The sequence below is a fragment of the Paraburkholderia caledonica genome, from assembly GCF_000383275.1.
In the GTDB taxonomy this organism is placed as follows: Bacteria; Pseudomonadota; Gammaproteobacteria; order Burkholderiales; family Burkholderiaceae; genus Paraburkholderia; species Paraburkholderia caledonica.
Genome location: NZ_KB911037.1, coordinates 432311 through 457703 on the forward strand (window position 1 = coordinate 432311; position 25393 = coordinate 457703).

Consider the following 25393-nt stretch of genomic DNA (forward strand, 5'->3'; position numbering starts at 1 on the left):
GCACACGGCTTGCTGTTAGTTGGCCCTGTGAATCCGCCGCACTGCACAAGTGCAAAAACGCGTCCTCTGGGGGCCACCTTGCCGCTTAACGTACTACTTGTCGCTTCCGAAGCCCTACCGCTCGCCAAGTCGGGTGGACTCGGCGACATGGTCAGCGCCTATGCCGCAGCTTTGCGCGATGCCGGCGTAGACGTCTCGATTCTGATGCCCGCTTATCCGGACGCCCTCGAGCGTGCCGTCGATGTCACTTACGTTGCGCGGATGACCGGTCTGCCGGGCGGCGACGCGCGTTTGCTGCGCGCCCGCATGCCCGATAGCGGCGTAACCGTGCTGCTGCTTCAAATGGATCACCTCTTTGCGCGCGAAGGCTTGTACCGTGACCCGCAAGGGCACGATTATCTCGACAACCTCACGCGATTTGCGTCGCTGGCGGCGGCGGCCACGCGTGTCGCACGCGGCGTTCGCAACCTGAAACGCCCTCACATCGTGCACGCGCACGATTGGCATGCAGGGCTCACGCCGCTTTACATGCGGCTCGCTGGCGTCGCCGCGAAAAGCGTCTACACGATTCACAACCTTGCGTTCCAGGGCAATCATCCGCTCGCGATGGGCGGCTGGATCGGTGTGCCGCCGGAATTGCTCGCGCCTGCACTGAGCGACGAGCGCAGCATCGAGTTCTACGGTTCGCTCAGCATGATGAAGGCCGGGATCGTCCATGCGGATCGCGTGACGACCGTCAGTCAGCGCTATGCACGCGAAATTCTCACGCCGCACTTCGGCCACGGAATGGAAGGCGTGCTGCAGGCTCAGATAGGAAAACTAAGCGGCATCGTGAATGGCATCGACATGTCCGTGTGGAATCCGGCCACTGACGAATACATCGCCCGCCCCTATTCCGTCGACGACACCGCCGGCAAGCAGGCGTGCAAGCGCGAATTGCAACAGGCATTTGGTTTGACGCGCGACCCGTTCGCGCCGCTCGTCGCGATAGGCAGCCGTCTCACCGAACAGAAACTGGCCGACGTGGTGGTGCACGCGCTGCCCCGACTGCTTGAAGAGCATCCGCGTCTGCAGTTCGCAATTCTCGGACAAGGCGAACGCGGGCTTGAACATGCGATGCAGGAACTTGCTGCCGCGTGGCCGGCGCGTGTGGGTGTGCAGATCGGTTATGACGAGCCGCGCGCGCACATGCTGCACGCGGGCGCGGACATTCTGCTGCACGGCAGCCGCTTCGAGCCGTGCGGACTCACGCAACTCTATGCGATGCGTTACGGCACGATCCCGGTGGCCTCGCGCGTGGGCGGCCTCGCGGATACGATCGTCGATTACGCGCCGCACGAAGCGCGAGACGAAGATTGCGCGACCGGCTTCCTGTTCGATGGCGAACATCCGCACGACGTCGTGCATGCGCTCGGCCGTGCGTTGGCCGCGTTCGTGCGGCCCGCGTCGTGGCATGCGTTGCAGCGCAATGCGATGAACCGCGACTCGGGCTGGGAAGTGTCGACAGCGAACTATCTTGCGTTATATGCGGGTCTCGTCGACGCACACTCTGCGGTGCCCGATACGCGTGTTCGCAAGGCGCCTGTCCGCGCAAGAACTGCAGCCCCGGCGAACTCACGGCGAGTTCGCAGCGAAGATACGTTCAATGCGGGTGTGGGCGAGTTGGCGCGAACCGCGTGATGGATTGACGGCGTGATGGCTGGAGTCTGGCGGTAATGAAGGGCCTGCGCCGCTAAGGCGCAGCCGGTTCATCAAAAGTGCAGCCGCTTCGCTTAAAGGCGCAACGCCCGGGCTACCCGACGCGCGCCTCAGATGCGCGCGAGGCAAACGCGAAGCCGTTCTTGCCGCTTCGCTTGACCCGATACATTGCTTCGTCGGCGGCAGCGACGAGGCGGCAATAGTCGTCGACGAGATCGGGGTAGCTCGCTATACCGATGCTCGCGCGAACCATGCCCATGCCCATCTGTTCGTCGGTGCGGGCCACGCAGGCGATCAGGCGCTGCGCAATCTGCCGCAACTCCTCCTGCTCGGCGAACTCCTGAACCAGCACTGCGAATTCGTCTCCGCCGATCCGCGCGACAACGTCTTCTTTGCGCACCGATTCGCGAAAACGCCGCGATACTGCGACCAGAAACTCATCGCCCACACGGTGACCGCGTGAATCGTTGACCTTCTTGAAGCCGTCGAGATCCACATACAGCACGGCCATCTTGCGCGGGCTGACCGACATCGACGCCTGGGCAGCGGCCTCTTCCAACGCGGCGAAAAGCTTGCGCCGGTTCGCGAGCCCGGTCATCGGATCGTGCAGCGCCGCGTGCTTGAATTCGTGCGACTGGCCGGCCAACTGCCGGTTGCGTTTGGCATACATGCCCAGCGCCGTAATCAGCAGGCAGAAGAGCAGCGCCGCCACCGCGATGAGCATGTGCGCGATCCCCGTGATTCGCTTGCGCATGTCCGCGCTATAGGTATCGCGTTGCGTGTGCCAGTAGGACGACGCGTCGCCGAGCAACCTGTCCATTTCGCCGAACGTCGCGTCGGGCAATAACACCGACGACGGAATACGCGGCGCATTCGCAGGACTCGCGTTCACGAGCGCGGCTAGCGACGCGAGACGCCGCGTCAGTTCGGCGCGCGCCTGCCCGTACCCTTCCGCTGCGGCATCGTGAGCGTGCGGCACCTGGTCCCATACGCCCACGCGCGCACGCGCGGTCTCGGCTCGCTCGACGGCTTCGAGCACGAGGCCCGCATATTCCTGTTTGACCTGATCAGCGAATACCGTTCTGATCTGCAACGCCAGATACAGCAGGCCGATCAGCAGGCACAGCAGCGACGCCACGGCGACGGTTGCGGGACCGGGCGTGAGACGCCATCCGTTGGCGCGGCCGGATTCCCGGGGCAACGCAAAGAGCGTTTCAGGGATGCGAGTAGGGGTCTTGCTGACTTCCGCTGCCATGTTGTCGGTAGCTTACGCGTCGAAAGAAGGAGCTCATTCTTGCAAACAGATTGGGCTTACGTCGTGCGCTGGTCCCTGAAGCGCGGCGCTCCTGCTGCGCGTATTTCGCCGCTCGCGCGGGACGTGTGGATGCCAGCTGCGGCGAGGCCGGATCTGCCGCGGCGGCAGTACGTTGCATTGAGCGAGGCGAAACGGCCGCGCCGGTTTCCGTGCCCGACGGCATAGCCTCGGCATTATCCGCGAGCACTTCCTCTTCGTCCTCCGGACGGCTGATCTGTCCGGACCACACCGACGGCTTTCGGCTCTCCGTGCTAGACACCGGCGACTTCGCGGGAACCGCCGGCAGGTCGAGCAGTGCAATCGCGTCTGCGGGCGAGCTGGTGACGGGCCTGGGACTCTGTGTCGGTGCCTGCATCGGTGCCGGTGCCGGTGTTGGTGCCGGGGCGCTGATCGCGGATGTCACGAGCGGCGCTCCCACGATAGCGGCTGCAGGCGGTGCAGCCTGCGCGCTGGTGGCGAGCGTAGTGTCTGCCTGCGCGGACGCTTTCGCGAGTGCCGACGCCATGTTGTTCGGCGTGGGCATACGCAACGCCTGGCGCGCGCGGGCGATGGCCTCGGCATACGTCTGCTGGTCGCTATTGAACCAGACGCCGTAGGCCACGGTGCCCACCACGCCGAACGCGAGCGCGCTCGCCGCCGCTACGCATAGCGCGAGGCGTCCGAAGCGGGGCGTCACGCCTGGGTCTTCCACATCGCCGCTATCGAAGCGCGCATCGTCTCCATGTCCGCGGACAGGAGGCAAGTCGGGATCGTTATACATCGCAATACGCTCCGGAATTCTTCCGTCTGACGCTCCATCAGGCTGGGTCTCACTATTTCGCACGGTCGATGCAAACGCTGCTGGAAGAATGTAACTCGCTCGTCCGGTAGCGACAACAACACGCGGCGCGGCTGCCGACGTCTGTTCGGCAGCGCGCATTCGCGTCTGAAACCCGGGTAAAACGTTCAACGCCCATGCATATACAACAACGCAGTGGCCTTTCAACTGACGTAGGAGCGGGCGCAAAGCGCCGCCAGCCTTGATGATCGGTCGGCAGAATGCGCCAGGGGCTCAGTACGATGCAATTTTCGCGCCTGCAGGCCGGTTAACTGAATGCGCGGCGCGCTTGCTCTTTACGCCTCGCGTCGAATAGCTGCGCCGAGCGGCGCCAGAAATGGTTGCGCCATCCACTAAACGAGGAATGTTTAACGCCACGTCCGGCGCACACAGGAGTCACACATTCTCACGGGAGCGCTCGGGCGCGGCTGCGCGTCTTTTGCTGACACGCGCAGGCGCGAGTGGCGTACATCGACGAGATTTCGGCGCTATTGTGCTATCGCTTAGCGGAGCCGCTTGCCCATACATTAAGCGGATATGGCCGGTAATGCGGTAACGCTGACCTCGCTTGCAAAAGCGCAGTGGCCCGCATCGCGTGAACGATGCGGGCCACTGTACTGTTGGCGGCTAACAGACTGGTGTTCGCCGCCGGCTTGGCGTGTTACTCCCCTTGCGCCTTTTGCCGCAATTTGCCTTGATAGCGGATCGTCGGACGCAGCGACTGCGTCGTCGGAGCCGGCGTCTTCAGCAACTGACGGGCAACCATCGCGTTAGCGGAACTGAACGAGCCGATGCTCGTTTCACGCGACGGGTCCGCAAGACCGTGTGCCACGAGCAGTTTTGCTTCGAGTTGCAAGCTCGTCAGCAGGACAGGATCCTTCAGCGCATTGCCCTGTGCGAGCAACTGACTCCACGCGTTGTTGCTGTAGTTCGTCACGTAGTAGTCGAGACCGCTCGGGTCCGCGAGCACCGCTGAGCAGCCGTTGAGCCGCACCTGCGTTTGCGGATCTTTCAGCGCGAGCGTTTTGCGCGAGGTCAGTCCGTCGCCATACGCGAGCGTCAGCGGAACGGTCCACTGCGTCCCCGGATACTGGTTCTGATTCGGGAACGGCGACTGTTTCAGCGTCACGATGGTCTGGTTCGTCGTCAGATCGCATTGCGTGTCGAGCGAAATCAACGGAACGCCGGTTTGCCGCACGAAGCTGTCGCCGATCGCGACCATCGGCTCGCCGCTCGCCTTTGCCAGCTCATCCCACAGACGCTTCGGCGTGACGTTGCCAAGCGAATAGTCGGCGAGATACTGCTGCAGACCGCGGCGCATGGTTTCCTCGCCGAGATAGTTTTCGATCATCTTCAGCACATGGCCGCCCTTGTCGTACGTGAACGCGCTCGCGCTCAGCACGAAGTCGTTGGACGCCCAGCCGTTGAAGTTCGGCTGCACCGGGAACGAGGTCGACTTCAGGTCCGCGTTGATCACCGCATACTTGTTCTTCACGTCGTCGACCCAGCTGAACCGGTCCGGGAAGAAACGCACCTTCGTCTTGTTTTCGAAGAACGTTGCGAACGATTCGTTCAGCCACACATCGTCCCACCAGTCGAGCGTGACCAGATCGCCGAACCATTGGTGCGCCGCTTCGTGCGTGAGCACAGTTACGCCATAGTCGGACATGGTCGTGCCCGGCGCGGGCAGGATGTCGTCGGCGAATTCGAGAATGGCGCCCCAGTTCTCCATGCCGCCGAAGTTCAGGTCCTTCTCTTCCTTGAACGCGTCATTGGCGGCCACCGTGTCGAACTTCGTGAGCGGCAACGGGATGCCGGTGTAGCGATAGTAGTAATCCAGCGCCTGCTTGGTCTGCTGCATCGCCGGCTTGGCCCAGTCCCGCATGCCCGGCGGCGTGAAAATGCGCAGATGCAGCCCCTTGCCGTCAGGCAGCGGACTCGTGAAGTCGTCTTCGAGAATGTCGAACTGTCCGCCGCCGAAGAAGAGCAGATACGAAGGCATCGGCGGCGTCTTTTCGAACGACACCAGCTTGTAGCCGCTATCCACATTCACCGCGGGTTTTTCCGCCGCGTTCGACACGACGTTCCAGTTCCGCGGCACCTCCGCACTCACCTCATAGGTCGGCCGGAAAGCCGGCTCGTCCCAGCCCGGGAACCATTGCCGGGCCAGATTCGACTCGCCTTGCGTGAGGATCGCGCCGCTCGTGGTGCCGTCGGTCGCCTTCAGATCGACGCGGAATACGCCCTCCGCTGCAGAGCAGCCGGGGTAATGATCGTCGCCGCAACTGCCGCCCGTCTTCGCGACCGGATCGTCATAACTCTTGAAGTTGATGATGCCGCTCCACTCCATGTGGAGCGAGTAGTTGCCGGCAGCGATCTGACCGCTCACGGGCCGAAGCTGATAGAAGTCGCCGTCGTCTTGCGGCGTGGCGATCAACGCGATGTTGCCCGGTTGAAGCGTGATGGTGCCGTTGGTGAACTTGACGCGATGGCCTGCGATCGTAATCGCATTGACGGCTTTGAGCACCTTGATCTGCACGTCTGCGCGACCGTCGAACGACGACAGCGCCGGGTTGGGCCGGAACCACAGTTTGTAGTTGACCGGCATGACAGTGTTCGGCAATTCGACCGGCTGCACGGTCTTGTCGATCGACGTATCCGCGAGCACTGCACTTGCGGGCGGCACCTGAGCGACTTCGGACGCGCCCGCCGGCCCCTGTGCGGATTTACTCGTCAATGACGAAGAGCCGTCTCCTCCACCGCACCCGGCCGTTACCATTATTCCGGCTAACGCCAGGCACTGCACCTGCGATCGGAAATTTATACGCATTTTAATCCTCGACTGACAATATCGGTATAAAGAAGTGCGTTGAGCCACTTGAGCCGTGTTTCTGTTTTTTCAGCGACAAAGGTCTCCCGCACTAGCACCGAATTGCTAGCCAGAATATGGACGTGTTACGTCCTCAGCACTAATTGGCTGATTTTAAGATTCAAATGCTTATTTATTACAAAGCTTTCAGAAACGTAATGACTACGCTCTGATGATCGCCGGGCAAAGGGCCGCCCACCGGACCTCACAGGCAGAACCGGAAACCAGGATCAGTTTTCGACGACAGTGCGTAGCCTAGTTTGGCAAACGTTATCGTGTCAACTTCCTTTCACAATCTTTCCTGAATTGCTACGCGATGTATGCGAGTTGGTTGCCGGACGTAATCGATCCGAGTTAAGACTCTAAATAGCGGTTTTTCCGGATTGGACTACGAAAAACTTTTTTATTTTTCAATGCCGGATGTGCTAAGGCGAGCAGGACGCAAATAACGAATTGCGAATCGATTTTTGTACTAGCTATTGAGTTCAGCGCAGCGCACAAAACGACCGGTGTGTAAATGGGTCATGGGCCACATGGCCGCGAGTCGGCGCATTGCCGACCCGCGCTAAGACCGGTGACGTGGTGCACGTCACCGTCGATGCAACGATCGCACCGCAGTTGAACGTCTCAGGCCGCAACCGCCTGGGCCTGCCTCAAAGGAAACGGATCGCGCCACGCCTCAAGCTCGCGCAGCCGATCGTGCCAGTGCATTACCTCGGGAAACTCGTCTAGCGGCATGTTCGCGCTTGCCGCATAAGGCAGCGTGACGCCGACCGAGAAATCAGCGATGCTCATCTGATCGCCAAGCAACCATTTACGCCCATGCAGATGCCGGTCGAGAACGCCCGCATGTTTGCGGAACCACCCTTGTGCTTCCGCGACTTTCGCACTGTCAGGCGCGCCCAGACCGATTGCCGGTTTTATCAGGTGTTCGAAGTAAAGCAGGCCGCCGTGGCGGTAAAAGTGCTGGCTATTCCAGCTTAGCCAACGCAGCACGTCGGTCTGCTGCTCGGCATTGCGCGGCCATAACGGCGATTGCCCACGTTGCGCGAGATGGCAAATGATCGCGTCCGCTTCCCAGATGCTTCTCTGCCCATCGACAAGGCACGGCACCTTGCCGTTGGGATTGAGCGCCAGATAAGCGGGCGCAGTGTGCTCGCCTTTGCCCAGATCGACATAGACGTATTCAATTTGCAACCCTAAATATTTAGCCACTGCGCATGCCTTGCGCGGCGCTAACGACTCCGCATAGTAAAGCTTCATTTGACGTCTCCGTGATGGTTCACTTCATTCGATGCTGCCCCTTCAAAGTTCCGTATTGCCGAGTTCCGCAATCAGTGCATCCAGCTTCTCAAACGCGCCCTTCCACCCGGCGTCGTGACCGTCACGTGCGGCTTCGTCGAAGAACTGCGAGTGTGTGAAGTTCATTTCCGTGCCATCGTCGATCGGCCGGAACGTGATGCTGACAAGTGAGCGCCGCTCGGGCAGCGTCACCCATTCCCACGTGAAGACGAGCTTACGGTCCGGCTCGACTTCCTGATATTCGCCGCGACAGTCATGCGTTTCGCCGTCGAGCGTCTGGAATACCACGCGAAACCGGCCACCCACACGCGGATCGGCTTCAGCGCTCAACACCGGGCCGGCGTCAGGTCCCCACCAGTGCGCCATCAACTCCGGCCTCGTCCACGCTGCGTACACTTTTTGCGGCGGCGCCTTGAGGCGGCGCACGATGGTTAAACTGGGTTTCTGCATCGCTCACTCTCCTCCTTCGACAAAATCGGCAAGCCGGTCGAGGCTCGCGGACCAGAAGCGTTCATAGCGTTTAAGCCACGCCATGGCCTCTTCCATGGGGCCGGCAACCAGATCGACTGACACGGTGCGGCCATGCTTGGCGCGCGTGATGAGGCCGGCGTCGCTCAGCACGTCGAGATGCTTCATGACGGCCGGCAGCTTTAGCGGCAACGGGCGCGCGATTTCCGTGACCGAAAGGCCCGGCTCTCGCTCCAGACGAGCGAGGATGGCCCGCCGGGTCGGATCTACCAGCGCGGAAAAAGTACGATCGAGTTGACTGACTGGACACTTCACCATGTGGTGAACTATAGAGATTCGACGGGCGGTGTCAAGGATTTTTGCGCGATACTTTTTTCTGCAGTCTGCTGTCAGAAGTTCGCCGTTCGCGCGACCAAGCCGAACGTCGAATTAAAAAAGGACTTTCGCGTGGACGACATCGACTTCGAATGCACCGCGTGCGGCAAGTGCTGCCACGACTTGCGCTTGCCGCTGACATTGGCCGAGGCGAGCGACTGGCTCGCGCGAGGCGGACAGATGGAATTGATTTGCGAGGCGATTCCGTGGCCGGCCGATCCCGAGCCGCCCAACGCGCAAGCGGACTATAGAAAAGCGCGCTCGTCACCCGCGGCGAGCGGTTCGCTGCCCGTGCGCGTGTCGATCATTCTCGCGGCCGCGTTCGCGGGTCCATGTCCGAATCTTCGCGCCGACATGCTGTGTGGCATCTATGAAGAGCGGCCACTCGTGTGCCGCATCTATCCGGCGGAGATCAATCCTTTCGTCTCGCTGACGCCTGCAAACAAGGCGTGTCCGCCCGAGGCATGGAATACGAAGCCGTTGCAGCGGCACGGTGTGTTGGTGGAGGAGACGACGCGGCGGCTGATCGAACTATCGCGCCGCACAGCGGAAAATGAAGCGCCGCTTCGTATGCGCTTGTGTCACGAGTTGGCGATTACTCATGCGTCGCTTGCAAACGAAGGCTTTGTTATTCATGCGCCGCGAAGCAGCGAACTACTTGCGGCTCTCGAACGAGTTCGCGCGACTCCGGATGTGCCACCCGCATCGGCGGAATGGACGTTTGTATCGAACCGCAGTGTTACGGTGGAGACGCTGCTGTCAGTGGGCGCCGCCGTCCGCCTTGACGAACCGGTGGACGCGCGCGACTTCCGCTATCACGGCTTTCATGAGGCATCGTCTGCGTAGGACCGTGCATGTCTGCTCGCACCGGTTCGGCGTCCAGACGCCGCCCACAGGCCCCCGGCGGTTCCACCGCATTGCCGAACCTCGCACAATGTTTATCCACAAGCGCGCGGCGCATGCTTTGTCGAACATACATCGCGGCTATCCGATGAACTGCCACGACAGTCACGCGCGGCTCTTCACACATCGTTCAATGCGTTACGTCCGCAGCGGCCGGAAGAATGCGCGGATTTCGGCGGCGAGCAGATCTGGCTTCTCCATGGCTGCGAAATGCCCGCCGCTCGGCATGTCGGTCCATTGCACCACGTTGAAGGTTCGTTCGAGCCAACTGCGCGGCGGACGACTGATCTCTTTCGGGAAACGTGCGAAGCCGACGGGCGGCACGACACGTTGCCCATCGGCAAAACGCATCGGCGCGAGGCGGTTCTCCCAATACATCTGCATCGCCGGGCCAATGCTTTGCGTGTACCAGTAGAGCGATATGTTGGTCAGCAAATCGTCTTTTGAAAACACCCGTTCGACGTCGCCTTCGCAATCGCTCCATGCGCGGAATTTTTCGCCGATCCAAGCGGCGAGCCCCACCGGCGAATCGTTCAGCGAAGCTGCGACCGTCAATGGCTTCGTTGCGTGCATGTGCGCGTAGCCGCCTTCGAGCGCTACCCACTCGTTTCTCTCACGCAGAAAGCGCTCTTCTTCCGGCGTCAACGGTTGTTGGGCCGCTCCGATTGCGGGCTCGTACGACCCCGGCAGAAAATTGAGGTGAATACCGTCAACCATCTGCGGATGCCGTGCCGCGAGTGCAACCGACACACCGGCGCCCAGGTCGCCCCCTTGCGCGCCGAAGTGCTGATAACCGAGGCCGCTCATCAGCGACGCCCAGAGATCCGCGACCTGAAACGCGGACATGCCGGACTGCGCGGGCGGCGGCGAAAAGGCGAAGCCCGGCAGCGAAGGCACGACCACATCGAACGAATCAGCGGGATCGCCGCCGAACGCTGCCGGTTCGCAGAGCCGCTCGAGCAACGCCTCGAACTCTACGAACGAGCCCGGCCAGCCATGTGTAACGACAAGCGGGTAAGGTGCCGGTCCCGTACCGCGCCGATGCAGGAAGTGCACGCGCTGCCCCTGAACGTCGGCCACGAATTGCGGCTGCCGGTTCAGGCGCTGTTCCGACGCGCGCCAGTCGAACTGGCCGGCCCAATAGTCGGCGAGCTCACGCAACCAGTTCGAATCGACACCCTGCTGCCACGCGGCAGACGGCGCAGCGGGCGCCCAACGTGTCGCGCGAATGCGTCGACGCAGATCGTCGATGTCCTCGTCAGGTACGGCGATTTGAAACGGCTCGATTTGCATGGCTGTCGTCCTGCAACAAGTCATTGATGGAGAACTTTCTGTACGCAAGGCTTGCCGCAATCTGCTCGCGGGGTCCACGGAACTATCTGCATGGTACACAATGGCCGCATTTCCGTTTCCTGCTGGAGATCTACATGCTTGCCGCGCTGGCTGCCCTGCTTACTTTTCAATGCCTCGGAGAAGGTGTGTCTTACGTGTTTCATTTGCCGGTGCCGGGTCCCGTGATCGGGATGCTGCTGCTGTTCGGCTTTGTCATGATGCGTCCGCAAACAGCCGATGCGATCGAACCCACCGCGCTCGAACTGTTGCGGCACCTGTCGCTGCTGTTCGTGCCGGCAGGCGTCGGCATCATGGTCTCGGCAAGCCGCATTCGCGGCGACGCCATTGCGGTGATCGTGTCGATTGCCGTCAGCACGACTCTGGCGATTGCGGTGGCCGCGCTCGTCACGCGCGCGTTGATGCGCCGGCAGTTGCACAATGACGCCGACCACGAGGCCGCACAATGACCGCCTTACCAAAGCTCGGCGCACTTTGGGTCTATCTCGCAGCGAGCCCTTTGCTGGGCCTGACCATCACGCTGATCGCGTACCTGATCGCCCAGACGCTGTATGCGAAGGCGCGCTTCAATCCGCTGGCTAATCCGGTGTTGATTGCGGTCGCGTTGCTGGTCGCGCTGCTCGAAATCACGGGCACGCCGTACGCCACCTACTTCGAGGGCGCGCAGTTCGTGCACTTTCTGCTCGGCCCCGCGACGGTCGCGCTTGCGTTGCCGCTTTATCGTCAATGGCCGAAGCTGCGCCGCTTTGCGTTTCCGCTGATCGGCGGACTCGTCGCCGGCTCGTTGACGGCGATACTGTCCGCGGTCGCCGTGGCTGCGCTCTTCGGCGCCTCGCATCAGACGGTTGCGTCGCTCGCGCCGAAATCCGCGACAACGCCGATTGCAATGGCCGTCGCCTCCGAAATCGGCGGGATTCCTTCGTTGACGGCTGTACTCGTTATCTCGACGGGAGTATTCGGTGCAGTGTTCGCCCGCGCCATTCTGAACGCGCTGAAAATCGCCGAGCCTGAAGTGCGCGGTTTCGCACTCGGCGTTGCGTCGCATGGCATCGGCACGGCGCGCGCTTTTCAGGTCAGCGAGCAAATGGGTGCGTTCGCGGGGCTCGGCATGGGTCTCAACGGTGTGTTCACCGCGTTCGTGGTTCCCGTGCTGATGCCGCTCATTGCGCGCTGGATCGGCGCCTGAGCGCAAGATGTTCATTGTCTCTACGACGCAGAAAAGCCCGCAAATTGCGGGCTTTTTTTCAAAGTGCCGCTAATGCGGCACTCGGCGCCACTGCTTAGAAGCGATGGCGGATACCGACGGTGCCAACCACTTGCGAACTGGTGGACGAAGCGCTCACGCCGACGATGTCCGCAGTAATGCCCGAGTTGCCGGTGCTGCCGACATGCTGGTATGCCGCTTCAGCATAGACGTCGGTACGCTTGGACAACGCGTAGTCGGTTTGCACGGTGACCTGATGGTACTTCGGGCTCACGCCGTCCAGACGCGCGTCGGTAAACGTGTACGCGCCCGACACCGACAACGCCGGCGTCAACGCATAACGGCCGTTCACTTCGTAGTTCGTGAAGCGTGCGCTGCCGCCCGTCAGAGCCAACCCGCTGCTCGTGCCCGATGCCGACGAACTGATCGCGCTCGCGCCGTTCAGTTGCGTTTGCGTCACGACGAGACCGACGTTCGCCGGGCCGAACGCATAGCTCAAACCAGCGCCGTACGTGCGTTGGCGCGCCGCCGTGAAGGTCGAGTCGCCAGTCGCAACGGCGCCGCTGGTGTTCGTCGACGAGCCGCCGCCGTTCAGTTGCAGATAACCCGCCGCGACCTTCAGGCCGCCGAACACGTACGACGCGCCGACGCTGTACGCGCGGCTATCGGCGAAGCTGCCCGCTGCGTTCGAGAATCCGTATAACGCGCCGAATTTGAAGCCGGCGTAATCGACGCTCTGGAATTTGACAGCGTTGTTGATACGCACCGAGTTGTTCAGGTTGTCGTTGTCGTACGGGTGTGACGCCAGCGTGCCGCCATACTGCGTGCCGTTTAGCGCAAGCGGCGCGAGATAATCGACCACGCTGTCGTACTGGCGACCCAGCGTGACGGCGCCGTACTGGTTGCTCGACAAACCGACGAACGCCTGCCGCCCGAACTCGCGGCTGTTCTGACCGAGCTTGCCGGTAGACAGATTGAAGCCGTTTTCAAGCACGAAGATTGCCTTCAGGCCGTTGCCGAGATCTTCCGCACCGCGCAGGCCCCAGCGATTGCCGTTCAGAATGCCGCTTGCCTGCTGGAAGTTGCTGCTGCCGCCGGAATTGCTCGTATAGGTCAAGCCTGTATCGATCAGGCCGTACAGCGTGACGGAGCTTTGTGCATGAGCGACGCCCGCGGCGCCGGCAAGAGCGAGCGAGAGGCTCGACAATACATATTTGTTCATTGAATATCTCCTGAATCCAATAGCGGCTGCTATTGAGCGGCGGAGAATACCGCAGAAATTCAAAACCTATTTTTCACTATATTACGACGTTGCTTTTTAGCGACGTCATTGCGATTTAACTTTCGTTTTATTTCTTTTAACACGCTTAACCTCCGCGCCAAATGAAATGGGGCGCATCTCGCGGAAGACGCGCCCCAAGTGCCTGATTTAGAAAAGCGCTCGGAATCTCAGGCAAATCGAGAATAGCATATGGACAGTCTCACAACAACGCAGATTCAATCGCTTTATTCTTCCACATTATTCCATGCGTAAGTTATGGAAATAATGAATCAGCGATTGAAACAATTCAATTGGTTATTTATTTAACAGCAAAGACATTTCGCCTGATTCGAAAAGCGGCGAAAGATGTGGGCGCGTCAGTGGCAGCAACTACCAGCGTCGATCAAAGTTCGCTGACACAGACACTCGACGCAATCGTTTCGGCATCCGAACTAAACGACCGTCAACCATGACTCTCGACAATGCGCGCAACGCATTCACCATGCATAGTTTGAAGCGCGCCCGGTTTTATGCCATGCTAGCCACGCCCCAACGCGGGCCACGAAAACAGAGGGCGTAAGAGGCAGACCAATCCTGTTGTCCATTCCTCAGGAGGAGACATGATTGTGTCATCGCAAGCGCGCAGCATTAGCCGTGCCGGAAACGTGTCCGGCGTTCCCGGCGTCCTCGTTCAGCCCTCCCTCCCCGCCGCGCGATTGAAGTACTTGCATCGCGCGGTTGCTGTTTCAGGCTTTGCCTTCCTCGTTGGGCTGTCATCCGTCTGTCGAGCCGACACGCAAGTAGGTGGCACTCTGCCGCCCGCGCCCGATATTCTGTACGGCGACCTCTTCGTTGCCGTGCAAACCGCGCAGATCTATCCGGACCAGAAGACCTTCGTCGATGCAACGCCAAATGCGGACCCCGCCGTCATCGTGCAGCTTTATCAGCAGCAGCGAGGCAAGCCCGGGTTTTCGCTGGCGAATTTCGTGAACCAGTACTTCACGCCGCCGAGCGAGCCGGTCATCACACCGCCCGCCAATCAGACGCTGCGTGAGCACATCAACTGGCTATGGCCTGCCCTCACCCGCACGACCACGAGCGCGCCGCCGAACAGTTCGCTGATTCCGTTGCCGAAACCCTATGTCGTGCCGGGCGGCCGTTTTCGTGAGGGCTACTACTGGGACACCTACTTCACGATGCTCGGCTTGCAGGAAGCCGGACGTGAGGACCTCGTCGACAACATGCTCGACAACTTCGCGTATATGATCGACACGTTCGGCCATATTCCAAACGGTAATCGCACGTACTACCTGGACCGCTCGCAGCCGCCCTTCTTCTCGCACATGGTTGAACTCGCGGCGAAGGTGGAAGGCCACGGCGTCTATCAGAAGTACCTGCCCGCGCTACGCAAGGAGTATGGCTACTGGATGCAGGGCGAAAAGTCCACGCCGGCCGGCTCGGCGACCCGCAATGTGGTCGTGATGCCCGACCGTACCGTGCTGAACCGCTATTGGGACGAACTCGACACGCCTCGCGACGAATCGTATCTGGAGGACATACAGACCGCGCAGAAAGCCACCGGGCGCAATCCGAACGACGTCTACCGCGAACTGCGCGCCACTGCGGAAAGCGGCTGGGATTTCAGCTCGCGCTGGTTCGGCGACAACATGACGCTCGCGACGGTGCGCACGACGTCGATCATCCCTGTCGATCTGAACAGCCTGATGTTCCACCTGGAGATCAGCATTGCGAAAGGCTGCAGCGAGACGCGCGACTTCCGCTGTGTCGGCGAATTCGCAGGACGCGCCGCGAAGCGCGCGCTCGGCATCAATCGCTACCTGTGGAATCCGAACGGCTACTACGGCGACTACGACTGGCAGCTCGCGAAACCACGCGACAACAAGACCGCCGCCATGGTGTTCCCGTTGTTCGTGGGCGCGGCATGGCCGGAGCGCGCGCAAAAGACTGCACAGCAAGTGCAGTCGACGTTATTGCAGCCCGGCGGACTCGCGACGACAACCTACAACACCACCCAACAGTGGGACGCGCCGAACGGCTGGGCGCCGCTGCACTGGGTCGCGATTCAGGGCTTGAAGCGTTATGGTCACGACGCCCTCGCCCAACAGATCGGCACGCGATTTCTTACCGACGTGAAAGGCGTCTATGCGTCGGATAAGAAACTGGTCGAAAAATACGTGGTCGAGGGAGCGGGCACGGGCGGCGGCGGCGGTGGCGAATATCCGCTTCAGGACGGCTTCGGCTGGACCAATGGCGTAACGCTCAAATTGCTAGACCTGTACAGCCCGGGCGAGTAGCGGCGTTCCGGCGACGCAGACAGGCTAAAGCGCGGACCCGGCAAGAGGTAAGGCCTGCAGGCAGGAATACTGTATAAAAACACAGTATAATGCCTTGCATGAACCGACTATTTGCCGGCCGGGCCGCTCGCGCCCGGCATTGAACCATGGCGTCCCAGCAAGGCCTGTTTGCCCCCGAGCCCGTTGCGCTATTCGGCGACAGCGACGGCGGAATACGCTATCTGCCCGACGCTGTACCGCCCGAGCTCGCGCAACGGTGGTTCGACGAGGCGCTATGCAACATAGGCTGGAGCAGCTATCAGCGCATGATGTACGAGCGCGAGGTGCTCGTGCCCCGTCTGATCGCGACCTTCCTGCGCGAAGCGGCGGACCTGCCCACGCCGCTTGGCGAAGCTTTCGAGATGGTGCGTTCGCTGGTCGGCGCGTCGTTCAATCGCGTGGGGCTCAACCTTTATCGCGACGAGCACGACAGCGTCGCGCCGCATAGCGACAAAACGGCGAATCTGGTGCGCGGCGAGCCGATCGCGATCGTGTCGCTCGGTGCAAGCCGCCGCATGACGGTCCGTCCAAAGAAAGGCCCGGGCCGCGCAGTGCATGTCGAACTAGAACCGGGCAGTTGCCTCGTCATGAGCTACGCATCGCAGTTCACCCATGACCACGGCATTCCCAAGCTCAATGAGCGCGTTGGGCCGCGCATCAGCCTGGCGTTCCGCTGCTACAGCGGCTAGCGGCACTGGCTACACGCCGCATGCGCGGCGCACTGAGACGCCATCAATCAGACCGCGTAAATGTTCGGATTCTCGAGCAGCGGCACGAATTGGCCGGTGCGGCCGTCGAGTGCAAGCATTACGCCGCTTTCAATCTGGAAGATCCAGCCATGCAATTGCAGCGTCTTGTTCGCGAGCCCGACAGCGACCGACGGATGCGTGCGGATATTGGCCAGTTGCGCGACCACGTTGTCCTTGACGAGCGCGTCCAGACGCTCTGTGGGCGACTGATAGGTGCGCGACGCATTGATCGCCTTCGCCGCATCGGCGTGACGCAGCCAGCCGGCCACTGCCGGCAAATGTTCCAGGTTCGTATTGGTCGTAATTGCGGTCATCGCGCCGCAGTTCGAATGGCCGCATATCACGATGTCGCGCACCCCGAGCACGGCGACCGCGTACTCGACTGTCGCCGACACGCCGCCAGGCTCCGGACCATACGACGGCACGATATTGCCCGCGTTGCGGATCACGAAGAGCGCGCCCGGCTCCGCCTGCGTCAGCAGTTCAGGAACCACGCGGCTGTCCGAACACGTCACGAAAAGCGTGCTCGGACTTTGCGCGGTCGACAGGCGCTTGAACAAAGCACTTTGCTGTGGAAACACTTCACGTTGAAAGCGGATCAAGCCCTCGATGATTTCCTGCACGATGTTCTCCCGATAATCGAAGATACGCGGCACGCCTTGCATGGCCGCGGCGGTTCGCGCGAACTATACCGCGTTGCCGTGGCGTCGGCAGGCGTGGCGGTGTGCTATCGGGGCGGTGCAATCGGCCAGGCACTCGTGAACTCACCGCTTGGCGCATGGACTGGCTACAAGTGCTGCAACGGCTCGCAGCATGAGCGCCGCCGAGCCGCTGAGCCGCCGCATCGCCAAGCCACCGCAGATTCATCGGCTAGAACAACCGTCGAGCCCGGCGCATGCCGGACCCGTCGACGGCAATGACCGCGGCAGCGCCAATGCTAAGGCCCCGTCTTGTCGAAGTCGCGCGTCTCCAGTTCCACCGACTGCCCGCCGTTCTTTTCCAGCACCCGCTGGGTAGCCTTTTCAATCTGCGCGCGATTGGCTTCGAACGTACCTACGAGATCGTGAGCCGACGGCCCGCCGTTGCCGAAATGGTCGTTTAGCGCGTCGAGCGAGACGCTGCACCAGACGTCTTTTCCGTCGACATTGGCTTCGAAGGCGACGCGTGCCGCCGCCACCACTTCACGGCGTCCGGTGAATTCGATCCTCATAATGACCCTCCATGTGTCGAAAGAACCTTGCAAGTCGCAAGTGCTGTGCCAAACGGCGCAGGGCGCCGATGGCGCCGCTCGCATGCGAAGATTCTGTGCAAGGTGCATACTCGGGGTCGGCCGCCTCCGAACGGCCGTGCTCATGCGTCGCCGCGTGCAGGTCGAGCGCCAGGCGGCCGGACGCACCCACTATTCTGATCCAACTTCGCCCCATGTCCCGCAATCCGCAATCGTCGCGTCCTTTGGTCATTGCCGCCGTGATGGCTTCCATGGCGATGGTCGCCATCGAAGCCACCATCGTTTCCACCGCCATGCCGCAGATCGTCGCGCAACTCGGCGATCTGCATCTGTATAGCTGGGTATTCTCCTCGTTCCTGCTCACGCAAACGGCAATGACCGTGGTGTTCGGCAAACTCGCCGATCTGTACGGCCGCAAGCCGGTCATGCTGGCCGGCATCGCGATCTTCCTGATCGGCTCCGTGCTCGCGGGCTTCGCATGGTCGATGCCGGTCATGATCGCGTTCCGGCTGATTCAAGGCATCGGCGCGGGCGCGATCCAGCCGGTCACGCTGACCATCGTCGCGGACCTCTACCCTGCGCGCGAACGCGGCAAGGTGCAAGGTTATCTTGCAAGCGTGTGGGCGATTTCAGCGGTGGTGGGACCGATGGTCGGCGGCTTCATCATCCACAACTTGTCGTGGGCGTGGATTTTCTGGATGAACGTGCCGATCGGCCTCGCATCCGCAGCAGGATTTATCGCGTTTCTACGAGAGTCCGAGCGGCATGCGCGCCCTTCTATCGACTTCGCGGGCGCGGCGCTTTTCATGGCCGCGATAGCCGCGTTGATGACCGCGCTTACCTGTGCGGGCGACGACGACCTCGCGCACGCATCGATGGCCGGCGGTGCATTCGTCGTGTGCCTGCTGCTGTTCGTGCTGCAGGAGCGCCGCGCAAAAGAACCGATGATCTCATTCGCGCTCTGGAGCCGCCGCCCGATTGCCGCGTGCAACGGCGCGACCTTGCTGTCCGGCATGATCCTGATGGGCTCAACCACGTTCCTGCCGATGTATGTGCAAGGCGTGCTCAATCGCTCGCCGGTGATAGCGGGACTCGCGCTCACGATGATGATGGTCGGCTGGCCGGCCGGCGCCACGCTCGCCGCCAAGTCGTTTCATCGCATTGGCTTGCGGCGCATGCTGATTTGCGGCAGTGCTTTCATTCCCATCGGCGCGGTGCTGCTGCTGTTCCTCGCGCCGGGCGGCTCGCCGCTCGTCGCCGCATTCGGCTCGCTGATCATGGGTTTCGGCATGGGCACGTCGAGCGTCAGCTGTCTCATCCTGATTCAGGAAATCGTGAAAATGGACGAACGCGGCAGTGCAACGGCGTCGAATCTGTTCTCGCGCAATCTGGGCAGCACGCTCGGCGCCACGCTATTCGGCGCTGTGCTCAACTTCGGCCTCAGCCACTCGCACGGCGTCGCCGTCGTAACGTCGGACCAACTGAAAAGCCTGCTGCAAAATCAGGCCGCGAGCCTCGGTGGTAGCGAAGCAATCCGCATGGTGCTGCATCAATCGCTGCACCTCACGTTCATTTCGATCTTCGCAATCGCGATTTTCGTGGTGCTGCTGCTGACTCTCGTGCCGGCCATCACCATCGGCACGGAGAAAAAGATGCCGGTCGAAGCGCTTGCACCGCTCGAAGACTAGCTGTTGCCGGTAGATGGACGGACGTGTATGTCGAATGGCCGACGCGCGAATGCAATCGAAAGCCTTCCGATACGTCAGGCTTTCGCGTACAGCGTCGAATTCGCAAAGCCTTCGGCCGCGAGCACCTGTCCGACCAGAATCAACGCGGTGCGCTCGATCTGCGTGGACTGGACCTTCCCGAGAATGTCGTCGAGTGTGCCCGTGATCTTTTCCTCGTCGGGCCAACTCGCGCGATAGATCACCGCGATCGGACATGCGCCGCCATAATGCGGCCGCAGTTCTTCGACGATGCGCGCAAGGTGCCGCACGCCGAGATGAATGGCCATCGTCGCACGATGCCGCGCCAGATCGGCAAGCTGTTCGCCCTCAGGCATCGTGGTTTTGGTCGCGTAGCGCGTGAGAATCAGCGTCTGCGAAATGTCTGGCAATGTGAGTTCGCAGCCGAGCGCCGCCGCGCAAGCAGCGGTCGCGGTCACGCCCGGTACGATTTCGTACGGAATCGCGAGCTCGCGCAACCTGCGAATCTGTTCGCCGATCGCGCCGTATAGCGACGGGTCGCCGGAGTGCACGCGCGCTACGTCCTGACCTGTATCGTGCGCGCTTTTCAGTAACGCCACGATCTGGTCGAGGTCGAGTTCGGCCGTGTTCACCACCAGCGCCGCCGAATGCCCTTCGAGCACCGCAGCCGGCACTAACGAACCTGCGTAGAGAATCACGGGACAACTGCGCACGAGACGCTGCCCCTTCACCGTGATCAGCTCCGGATCGCCGGGACCCGCGCCGATAAAAAACACCGTCATTCAATACTCCATTGATTCAAGCGGACGACTCAACGTGACAGATGCAGCGCGTCAAGCAACTCCGCCACGCTTTCGAATTCACGATCCGCGGCAGGCAATGAAGGCCGGCGCAGCATCACGACAGGCAGGCGGCGCTCACGTGCGACTTCGAGCTTGGCCTCGGTTGCACTGCCGCCGCTATTTTTGCTGACCACGACGTCGACGTGTTGCAGCGCGAAGAGCGCACGCTCGCCTTCGAGCGTAAACGGTCCGCGTGCCGCGATCATGCGGGCGCGTTCCGTGTCTTCGTGCGAGTCGAGACAGCGCACGAGCCAGAATTGATGTGGCGGAATCTCGTCGAGATGCGAGAGCGGTTCGCGTCCGAGCGTGAAGAGCGGTCGCCTGAACGGCGCGAGCGCCATGGTGAGTTCGTCCCAGCCGTCGACCATGCGCCAGTCGTCGCCGGCGCGCGGCTCCCACGCCGGTCGACGCAGCGCCCAGCACGGAACGCCCGCGTGACGAGCCGCATTCACAGCATTCGCACTGATCTGCGCCGCGTAAGGATGCGTCGCATCGATCACGAGGCCGATCTCTTCATCTGCGATATATCGTGCCATGCCTTCGCTGCCGCCGAAGCCGCCGACCCGCACGCTGCATGGCAGATCGTCGGGCACCTTGCCGAGTCCCGCGAGACTGTACACGTCGACGGAAGTAAGTTGGCGGGCAATGCGTAAAGCGTCGCCGGTGCCGCCGAGCAGCAGAACCTTTGTCATCGCGCGACTCCGATCAGCTTGCCCGCGCGGTCGATCGCGAACATCTCGACGTTCACCTGCGGCGGCACGATTTCGCGTGCGACGGCAAGCGCGTGCGCACAGACAATGTCGCCGAGCGGCACCTGCTCCGCGTGCGCTAGCGCGACCGCTTGCTGACTCGTATTGGCCGCGCGGATCGCGGATTGCAACGCGTCGTCGGCGCCCTGTTCGGCGGCCCATGCGGCGAGCCGTTCCAGATCGATGCTCGAGTTGCGGCTATGCAGATCGAGATGGCCCGCCGCGAGCTTGCTCAGCTTGCCGAAACCGCCGCAAATACTCAGGCGCTCGACCGGCGCGCGCTTCATATGCTTGAGCACCGCGCCGACGAAGTCGCCCATTTCGATCAGCGCGATATCGGGTAATGCGTAGTGCGAGCGCATCGCGTCTTCGCTCGCGTTACCTGTACACGCGGCGAGATGCATATAGCCGTTAGCGCGCGCGACGTCGATGCCCTGATGAATCGACGCGATGTAGGCCGAGCACGAAAACGGCCGCACGATGCCCGTCGTGCCCAAGATCGACAGGCCGCCCACGATCCCGAGCCGCGGGTTCATCGTTTTGAGCGCGAGCGCTTCGCCGTCTTCAACGCCAATCGTCACTTCGAAACCGCCGCCATAGGCATGCTCGGCGGCGAGTTCTGCAAGATGCTCGCTCATCATCTTGCGCGGCACCGGGTTGATCGCCGGTTCGCCGACGGCGAGCGTCAACCCCGCACGCGTCACCGTGCCCACGCCCGGCCCGGCGCGGAACACCACACCTGGCTCAGGGACCAGACGCACGCGCGCGAACACCACGGCGCCGTGCGTGACATCGGGATCGTCGCCGGCATCCTTGATCGTGCCGGCTTCGGCGCCGTCATCGGTCAACCGGCAGAACACGAGCGGCATCGGCACATGCTGGCCCTTGGGCAACACGATTTCGGCCACCTCGCTGACCACACCCGCGAGCAGCAGACGCGCGGCCGCCAGCGACGTGGCGGTTGCACAACTGCCGGTCGTGTAGCCGCTGCGCAGCGGTGCGGGTTGTTCAGGCGTTTCGTCGCGCATGAGCGTCACGCCGATGAAGCAGCGTTGAGGTTATCGGCAACACTATGGACGCCGTTGGCAGCGCAACGCTTCACTACATCGTACAAGGTGATCGGCAGCGCTTGCCGCCACGTATCGAAGCCACCGAGCGGCTGAGCGTCCGCAAGCGCGATTCGCGTGAGCGTTCCGCCATGTTTGTCACGCCATGCGGCAAGCGCCGCCTCGCCTTGCAGCGTGACCGCGTTCGCGACCAGCCGGCCGCCGTCGCGCAAATTGTCCCAGCACGTTTCGAGCACGCCGGGCACCGTCACGCCGCCGCCAATGAACACCGCGTGCGGCGCGGCCAACCCTTCGAGCGCTTGCGGCGCGCGGGCCGCTACGAGTTGCAAGCCCGGCACGCCCAACGCATCGCGATTGTGCTCGATGAAGCGCTGACGCTCCGCGTGCCCTTCGATGGCGATCGCCCGGCAAGTCGGATGCGCGCGCATCCACTCGATGCCGATCGAGCCGCTGCCCGCACCCACGTCCCACAACAATTCGCCGGGCGTCGGTGCGAGTCGCGCGAGCGTGATCGCTCGCACATCGCGTTTGGTGAGCTGGCCGTCGTTACGGAACGCGTCGTCGGGCAGGCCGCAGGTGAGCGGCAGGCGCGGCGCGCCTTCGGTCGCGCGGCATTCGAGCGCGACCAGGTTCAACGCGGCGACATCGCCCGGGGACCATTGATCCGCGCGGCCGTCGATGCGGCGCTCGTCGTCGCCGCCAAGATGTTCGAACACGGTCATCCGCGTTGCGCCGAAACCTCGCGCGCTCAGCAGATCGGCAAGCGCGGCGGGTGTGCGCTCGTCCGCGCTCAGCACGAACACGCGTGCGCGGTCATGCAAATAAGCGTTCAGCGTGGGCAACGGCCGCCCAACCACCGACACCGTGGCCACATCCTGCAACGGCCAGCCGAGCCGCGCCGCCGCGAGCGATAACGACGACGGCGCGGGCAACACGCGCAGTTCGCTGGCCGGCAACTGCCGAGCCAGCGTCGCGCCGACGCCGAACAGCATCGGATCGCCGCTCGCCAGCACGCACACCGAACCGCCGCGCTCGGCCAGAAGCGGCGCGAGATCGAATGGGCGCGGCCACTCGGCGCGCCGCGCGGCCAGCCGCGCGGGCAACATCGACAGATGACGTTCGCCGCCGTAAATCACCGACGCCTCGAGCAACGCACGCCGTGCGGGCCGCCCCAAACCGGCGAAGCCGTCGTCGCCAATGCCCACTACCGTCAGCCACGCCGACATGCACCCTTCCTCATTTTGTATCTCAAACAATGCACTGCGCCACGCCGGTCAAAGCGTCCAGCCTCGTTGTGCTATCCGAAAAAAGGCATAATACAGCCGCCGGTGCCCTTCGGGGCCTAACAGGGAACACAGCGGGAAGATTGCCGCTGTGGCTGCCCCCGCAACTGTATGCAGCGAGTCCGCCTGCGCTTGGCGCCACTGGTTCAACCGGGAAGGCCGCAGCGGACGACGACCTGCCAGCCAGGAGACCTGCCGGCCAGACTGTTCGTGCCAGCCAACATCGGGCGGGGTGTACCGATGCCGCAGCAATGCCGTTTTGACCGCTTGCTCGGGCCGTCGCGCGACGCTAACCCGGTGTCCGTCTTGAATCCAGCTTCGCCCTCCACTGTCTTGCCCGACGCGGCATCTGCGCTGCGGCCCTCGGCGTGTCCGGGCCTGCTGCGGATCGTGGCGGCGCGCGACGGCGGTATTTGTCGGATCAAGCTGCCAGGCGGCGAATTGAGCGCGGCTCAGGCCGAGGCGATCGCCAACGCGAGCGCGCAGCATACGGCGGGTGTGATCGAACTGACGAATCGCGCGAATCTGCAATTGCGCGGTGTTCGGGCCGGCCATGAAGCTGCGCTGGTCGCCAAGCTGATCGATGCGGGGCTCGGACCGGGCGCTGCAAGCGGCTCTGAAAGAATGGGCGATAGAGCGCCGACCGATTCCGCCGAAGACGATCACGGTCACGATCGAAAAGCGCACGCCCTCGATGCCGCCGCCGCTGACGACGTGCGCAACGTCATGATCAGCCCCGCTGCCGGACGCGACCCGTGCGCACTGTTCGACACCAGACCTCTGTGCACCGCCCTTCTCACGCTGCTGCAAAGTGAACCGCGTTTTGCGGCGCTATCGCCGAAATTCGCGTTATTGCTCGACGGCGGCGAGCGGCTCGCGAGAGTGGACCACCCGCATGACGTGTGGCTCGCGGCAGCACAAGATTCGGCCGGTGCGGTGCGCTTCGTGTTCGGGCTCGCGGGCTGCACGACCGTGGATGCAAACGCGAGCGCAAACACGCACATCGGCGGGAAGTCGCCATCGTCATCAGGCAACGCTGCGAACTCGTCCGAAAGATCGCATGCGGATGCGACAGGCGCGTTGGCCTCGGTGCTGCCGTCGCAAGTTCCGGCGCTCGTGCGCGCGCTGCTGCATACGTTTCTAGATCTTGCCGCTGCCGACGCCACGCGTATGCGTCATCTGCTCGACACCCATTCGGCGGACGCGATATTGCAGCATGCGCAAACCTACGTGGATTTTCCACTGACACGCGACGCGAAGCTCGGCGACTGGCGTCGCAGCACGACCGCCGATGCCTCGCTGCGCCTCGGCGCACATGCGCAACGCGCCGCGGATACATGGCATGCCGGCGGTCAACCGCCGCTCGGCCGTATCGATGCGACCACGCTGCACGGCCTCGCCGCGCTCGCGCAACAACATGGCGACGGCACGCTGCGCATCACGCCGTGGCAAAGCGTGCTGCTGCCCGATATCCGGACGCTCTCAGTGCCCGTTGTGCTTGCCGCGCTGAACCCGCTGGGCCTCGCATGCGATTGCGCCGAAGCCATCACGCACCTGATCGCGTGCGCCGGTTCCACTGGCTGCGCGAAAAGCCTCGCGGATACCAAAGCCGACGCATTGAATCTCGCGAAGCGCCTGCCCGCCGGCGTCGACGTGCATTTGAGCGGGTGTCCGCGCTCATGTGCTGCCGCGCATTGCGCACCGTTTACGCTGCTCGCTGCGGCGCCCGGCATGTACGACCTATTTCGACGCGACCAGGGCCCCGGCTTCGGTCAATGCGTCGCGCGCCAACTGACAGTCGAACAGGCCGCCGATAAAATCGCGCGCCTTGTTCGAAGCGACACATGAGTGAC

General features: G+C 62.5%; 22 protein-coding genes and 1 riboswitch. Of the genes, 8 read left to right on the plus strand and 14 right to left on the minus strand.

All coding sequences use genetic code 11. The annotated features are described in order from the left end of the window. Window positions 1–78 precede the first annotated feature (78 nt). On the plus strand, window positions 79–1680 hold the full coding sequence (gene glgA / locus H281_RS0114660) for a glycogen synthase GlgA (RefSeq protein WP_027804608.1): 1602 nt from the start codon (window positions 79–81) through the stop codon (window positions 1678–1680). A 112-nt stretch (window positions 1681–1792) separates the two neighbouring features. On the opposite strand, the gene H281_RS0114665 is transcribed toward glgA, so the two are convergent. From H281_RS0114665 to H281_RS0114690, 6 genes are all read right to left on the minus strand, one after another. Beyond that, the gene (locus H281_RS0114665; RefSeq protein WP_020067875.1) at window positions 1793–2953 is read right to left on the minus strand and encodes a GGDEF domain-containing protein; all 1161 of its coding nucleotides are present in this window, start codon (window positions 2951–2953) and stop codon (window positions 1793–1795) included. Then, window positions 2913–3773, minus strand: a complete 861-nt coding sequence (locus H281_RS0114670) for a hypothetical protein (protein ID WP_020067876.1) — start codon at window positions 3771–3773, stop codon at window positions 2913–2915. Before H281_RS0114670 ends, H281_RS0114665 begins: the two co-directional genes overlap by 41 nt. Window positions 3774–4491: 718 nt before the next feature. Further along, window positions 4492–6660, minus strand: coding sequence for a M1 family metallopeptidase (locus H281_RS0114675; protein WP_027804609.1), 2169 nt, complete (start codon window positions 6658–6660; stop codon window positions 4492–4494). A gap of 666 nt (window positions 6661–7326) precedes the next feature. Then, window positions 7327–7962: a glutathione S-transferase family protein gene (locus tag H281_RS0114680; protein ID WP_020067878.1), complete on the minus strand. Its 636-nt coding sequence runs from the start codon at window positions 7960–7962 to the stop codon at window positions 7327–7329. 42 nt (window positions 7963–8004) lie between these two features. Beyond that, complete coding sequence (locus H281_RS0114685; RefSeq protein ID WP_020067879.1) at window positions 8005–8451, minus strand: SRPBCC family protein; 447 nt, start codon at window positions 8449–8451, stop codon at window positions 8005–8007. Window positions 8452–8454: 3 nt separating this feature from the next. Next, window positions 8455–8787, minus strand: coding sequence for an ArsR/SmtB family transcription factor (locus H281_RS0114690; protein WP_020067880.1), 333 nt, complete (start codon window positions 8785–8787; stop codon window positions 8455–8457). A 129-nt stretch (window positions 8788–8916) separates the two neighbouring features. On the opposite strand from H281_RS0114690, the gene H281_RS0114695 reads away from it, so the two are divergent. Beyond that, on the plus strand, window positions 8917–9690 hold the full coding sequence (locus H281_RS0114695) for a YkgJ family cysteine cluster protein (protein WP_033379575.1): 774 nt from the start codon (window positions 8917–8919) through the stop codon (window positions 9688–9690). Window positions 9691–9885: 195 nt separating this feature from the next. On the opposite strand, the gene H281_RS0114700 is transcribed toward H281_RS0114695, so the two are convergent. Beyond that, window positions 9886–11040: an epoxide hydrolase family protein gene (locus H281_RS0114700; RefSeq protein WP_020067882.1), complete on the minus strand. Its 1155-nt coding sequence runs from the start codon at window positions 11038–11040 to the stop codon at window positions 9886–9888. A 134-nt stretch (window positions 11041–11174) separates the two neighbouring features. Here H281_RS0114700 and H281_RS0114705 point away from each other — a divergent pair, with 134 nt between their 5' ends. Continuing rightward, window positions 11175–11546, plus strand: a complete 372-nt coding sequence (locus tag H281_RS0114705) for a CidA/LrgA family protein (protein ID WP_020067883.1) — start codon at window positions 11175–11177, stop codon at window positions 11544–11546. Further along, a complete protein-coding gene (locus H281_RS0114710; protein WP_020067884.1) occupies window positions 11543–12283 on the plus strand; it encodes an LrgB family protein in 741 nt (246 codons plus the stop codon). Before H281_RS0114705 ends, H281_RS0114710 begins: the two co-directional genes overlap by 4 nt. A gap of 94 nt (window positions 12284–12377) precedes the next feature. Here the strand turns inward: H281_RS0114710 and H281_RS0114715 are convergent, their stop codons facing one another. Continuing rightward, a complete protein-coding gene (locus tag H281_RS0114715; RefSeq protein ID WP_020067885.1) occupies window positions 12378–13523 on the minus strand; it encodes a porin in 1146 nt (381 codons plus the stop codon). Window positions 13524–14182: 659 nt separating this feature from the next. On the opposite strand from H281_RS0114715, the gene treA reads away from it, so the two are divergent. Continuing rightward, window positions 14183–15877, plus strand: a complete 1695-nt coding sequence (gene treA / locus H281_RS0114720; RefSeq protein WP_020067886.1) for an alpha,alpha-trehalase TreA — start codon at window positions 14183–14185, stop codon at window positions 15875–15877. A gap of 146 nt (window positions 15878–16023) precedes the next feature. Further along, entirely contained in the window at window positions 16024–16605 is a 582-nt protein-coding gene (locus H281_RS0114725) for an alpha-ketoglutarate-dependent dioxygenase AlkB (protein WP_020067887.1), read from the plus strand. A 47-nt stretch (window positions 16606–16652) separates the two neighbouring features. Here H281_RS0114725 and H281_RS0114730 read toward each other — a convergent pair whose 3' ends face one another. Continuing rightward, complete coding sequence (locus tag H281_RS0114730; RefSeq protein ID WP_027778561.1) at window positions 16653–17288, minus strand: carbonic anhydrase; 636 nt, start codon at window positions 17286–17288, stop codon at window positions 16653–16655. A gap of 314 nt (window positions 17289–17602) precedes the next feature. Next, entirely contained in the window at window positions 17603–17875 is a 273-nt protein-coding gene (locus tag H281_RS0114735) for a DUF1488 family protein (RefSeq protein ID WP_020067889.1), read from the minus strand. A gap of 212 nt (window positions 17876–18087) precedes the next feature. Here H281_RS0114735 and H281_RS0114740 point away from each other — a divergent pair, with 212 nt between their 5' ends. Beyond that, window positions 18088–19581 carry an MDR family MFS transporter gene (locus tag H281_RS0114740; RefSeq protein ID WP_020067890.1) on the plus strand — a complete coding sequence of 498 codons (1494 nt, stop codon included), beginning with the start codon at window positions 18088–18090 and terminating at the stop codon, window positions 19579–19581. Between the two features lie 74 nt (window positions 19582–19655). On the opposite strand, the gene cobM is transcribed toward H281_RS0114740, so the two are convergent. Genes cobM through H281_RS34665 form a run of 4 tightly spaced genes read right to left on the minus strand, consistent with a single transcriptional unit; the run spans window position 19656 to window position 23483 of the window. Next, a complete protein-coding gene (gene cobM / locus H281_RS0114745) occupies window positions 19656–20381 on the minus strand; it encodes a precorrin-4 C(11)-methyltransferase (protein WP_020067891.1) in 726 nt (241 codons plus the stop codon). A 29-nt stretch (window positions 20382–20410) separates the two neighbouring features. Then, entirely contained in the window at window positions 20411–21133 is a 723-nt protein-coding gene (locus H281_RS0114750) for a cobalt-precorrin-6A reductase (protein WP_020067892.1), read from the minus strand. After that, the gene (locus H281_RS0114755) at window positions 21130–22218 is read right to left on the minus strand and encodes a cobalt-precorrin-5B (C(1))-methyltransferase (protein ID WP_020067893.1); all 1089 of its coding nucleotides are present in this window, start codon (window positions 22216–22218) and stop codon (window positions 21130–21132) included. The genes H281_RS0114750 and H281_RS0114755 overlap by 4 nt, the downstream gene beginning before the upstream one ends. A 5-nt stretch (window positions 22219–22223) precedes the next feature. Further along, complete coding sequence (locus H281_RS34665) at window positions 22224–23483, minus strand: bifunctional cobalt-precorrin-7 (C(5))-methyltransferase/cobalt-precorrin-6B (C(15))-methyltransferase (RefSeq protein ID WP_020067894.1); 1260 nt, start codon at window positions 23481–23483, stop codon at window positions 22224–22226. Window positions 23484–23568: 85 nt separating this feature from the next. Then, a riboswitch (cobalamin riboswitch) is annotated at window positions 23569–23754 on the plus strand. Window positions 23755–23837: 83 nt separating this feature from the next. Here H281_RS34665 and H281_RS0114765 point away from each other — a divergent pair. Then, window positions 23838–25388, plus strand: coding sequence for an oxidoreductase (locus H281_RS0114765; RefSeq protein WP_277394738.1), 1551 nt, complete (start codon window positions 23838–23840; stop codon window positions 25386–25388). The last annotated feature ends 5 nt before the right edge of the window (window positions 25389–25393 follow it).

Bases quoted from the DNA above. Each gene is read 5' to 3' on its own strand.
- treA (WP_020067886.1), top strand. From the start codon at position 14,183: ATGATTGTGTCATCGCAAGCGCGCAGCATTAGCCGTGCCGGAAACGTG.
- H281_RS0114740 (WP_020067890.1), top strand. From the start codon at position 18,088: ATGTCCCGCAATCCGCAATCGTCGCGTCCTTTGGTCATTGCCGCCGTG.
- H281_RS0114750 (WP_020067892.1), bottom strand. From the start codon at position 21,133: ATGACAAAGGTTCTGCTGCTCGGCGGCACCGGCGACGCTTTACGCATT.
- H281_RS0114690 (WP_020067880.1), bottom strand. From the start codon at position 8,787: ATGGTGAAGTGTCCAGTCAGTCAACTCGATCGTACTTTTTCCGCGCTG.
- H281_RS34665 (WP_020067894.1), bottom strand. From the start codon at position 23,483: ATGTCGGCGTGGCTGACGGTAGTGGGCATTGGCGACGACGGCTTCGCC.
- H281_RS0114710 (WP_020067884.1), top strand. From the start codon at position 11,543: ATGACCGCCTTACCAAAGCTCGGCGCACTTTGGGTCTATCTCGCAGCG.
- H281_RS0114715 (WP_020067885.1), bottom strand. From the start codon at position 13,523: ATGAACAAATATGTATTGTCGAGCCTCTCGCTCGCTCTTGCCGGCGCC.
- H281_RS0114700 (WP_020067882.1), bottom strand. From the start codon at position 11,040: ATGCAAATCGAGCCGTTTCAAATCGCCGTACCTGACGAGGACATCGAC.
- H281_RS0114670 (WP_020067876.1), bottom strand. From the start codon at position 3,773: ATGTATAACGATCCCGACTTGCCTCCTGTCCGCGGACATGGAGACGAT.
- H281_RS0114705 (WP_020067883.1), top strand. From the start codon at position 11,175: ATGCTTGCCGCGCTGGCTGCCCTGCTTACTTTTCAATGCCTCGGAGAA.
- H281_RS0114685 (WP_020067879.1), bottom strand. From the start codon at position 8,451: ATGCAGAAACCCAGTTTAACCATCGTGCGCCGCCTCAAGGCGCCGCCG.
- H281_RS0114665 (WP_020067875.1), bottom strand. From the start codon at position 2,953: ATGGCAGCGGAAGTCAGCAAGACCCCTACTCGCATCCCTGAAACGCTC.
- cobM (WP_020067891.1), bottom strand. From the start codon at position 20,381: ATGACGGTGTTTTTTATCGGCGCGGGTCCCGGCGATCCGGAGCTGATC.
- H281_RS0114755 (WP_020067893.1), bottom strand. From the start codon at position 22,218: ATGCGCGACGAAACGCCTGAACAACCCGCACCGCTGCGCAGCGGCTAC.
- H281_RS0114725 (WP_020067887.1), top strand. From the start codon at position 16,024: ATGGCGTCCCAGCAAGGCCTGTTTGCCCCCGAGCCCGTTGCGCTATTC.
- H281_RS0114675 (WP_027804609.1), bottom strand. From the start codon at position 6,660: ATGCGTATAAATTTCCGATCGCAGGTGCAGTGCCTGGCGTTAGCCGGA.
- H281_RS0114680 (WP_020067878.1), bottom strand. From the start codon at position 7,962: ATGAAGCTTTACTATGCGGAGTCGTTAGCGCCGCGCAAGGCATGCGCA.
- H281_RS0114735 (WP_020067889.1), bottom strand. From the start codon at position 17,875: ATGAGGATCGAATTCACCGGACGCCGTGAAGTGGTGGCGGCGGCACGC.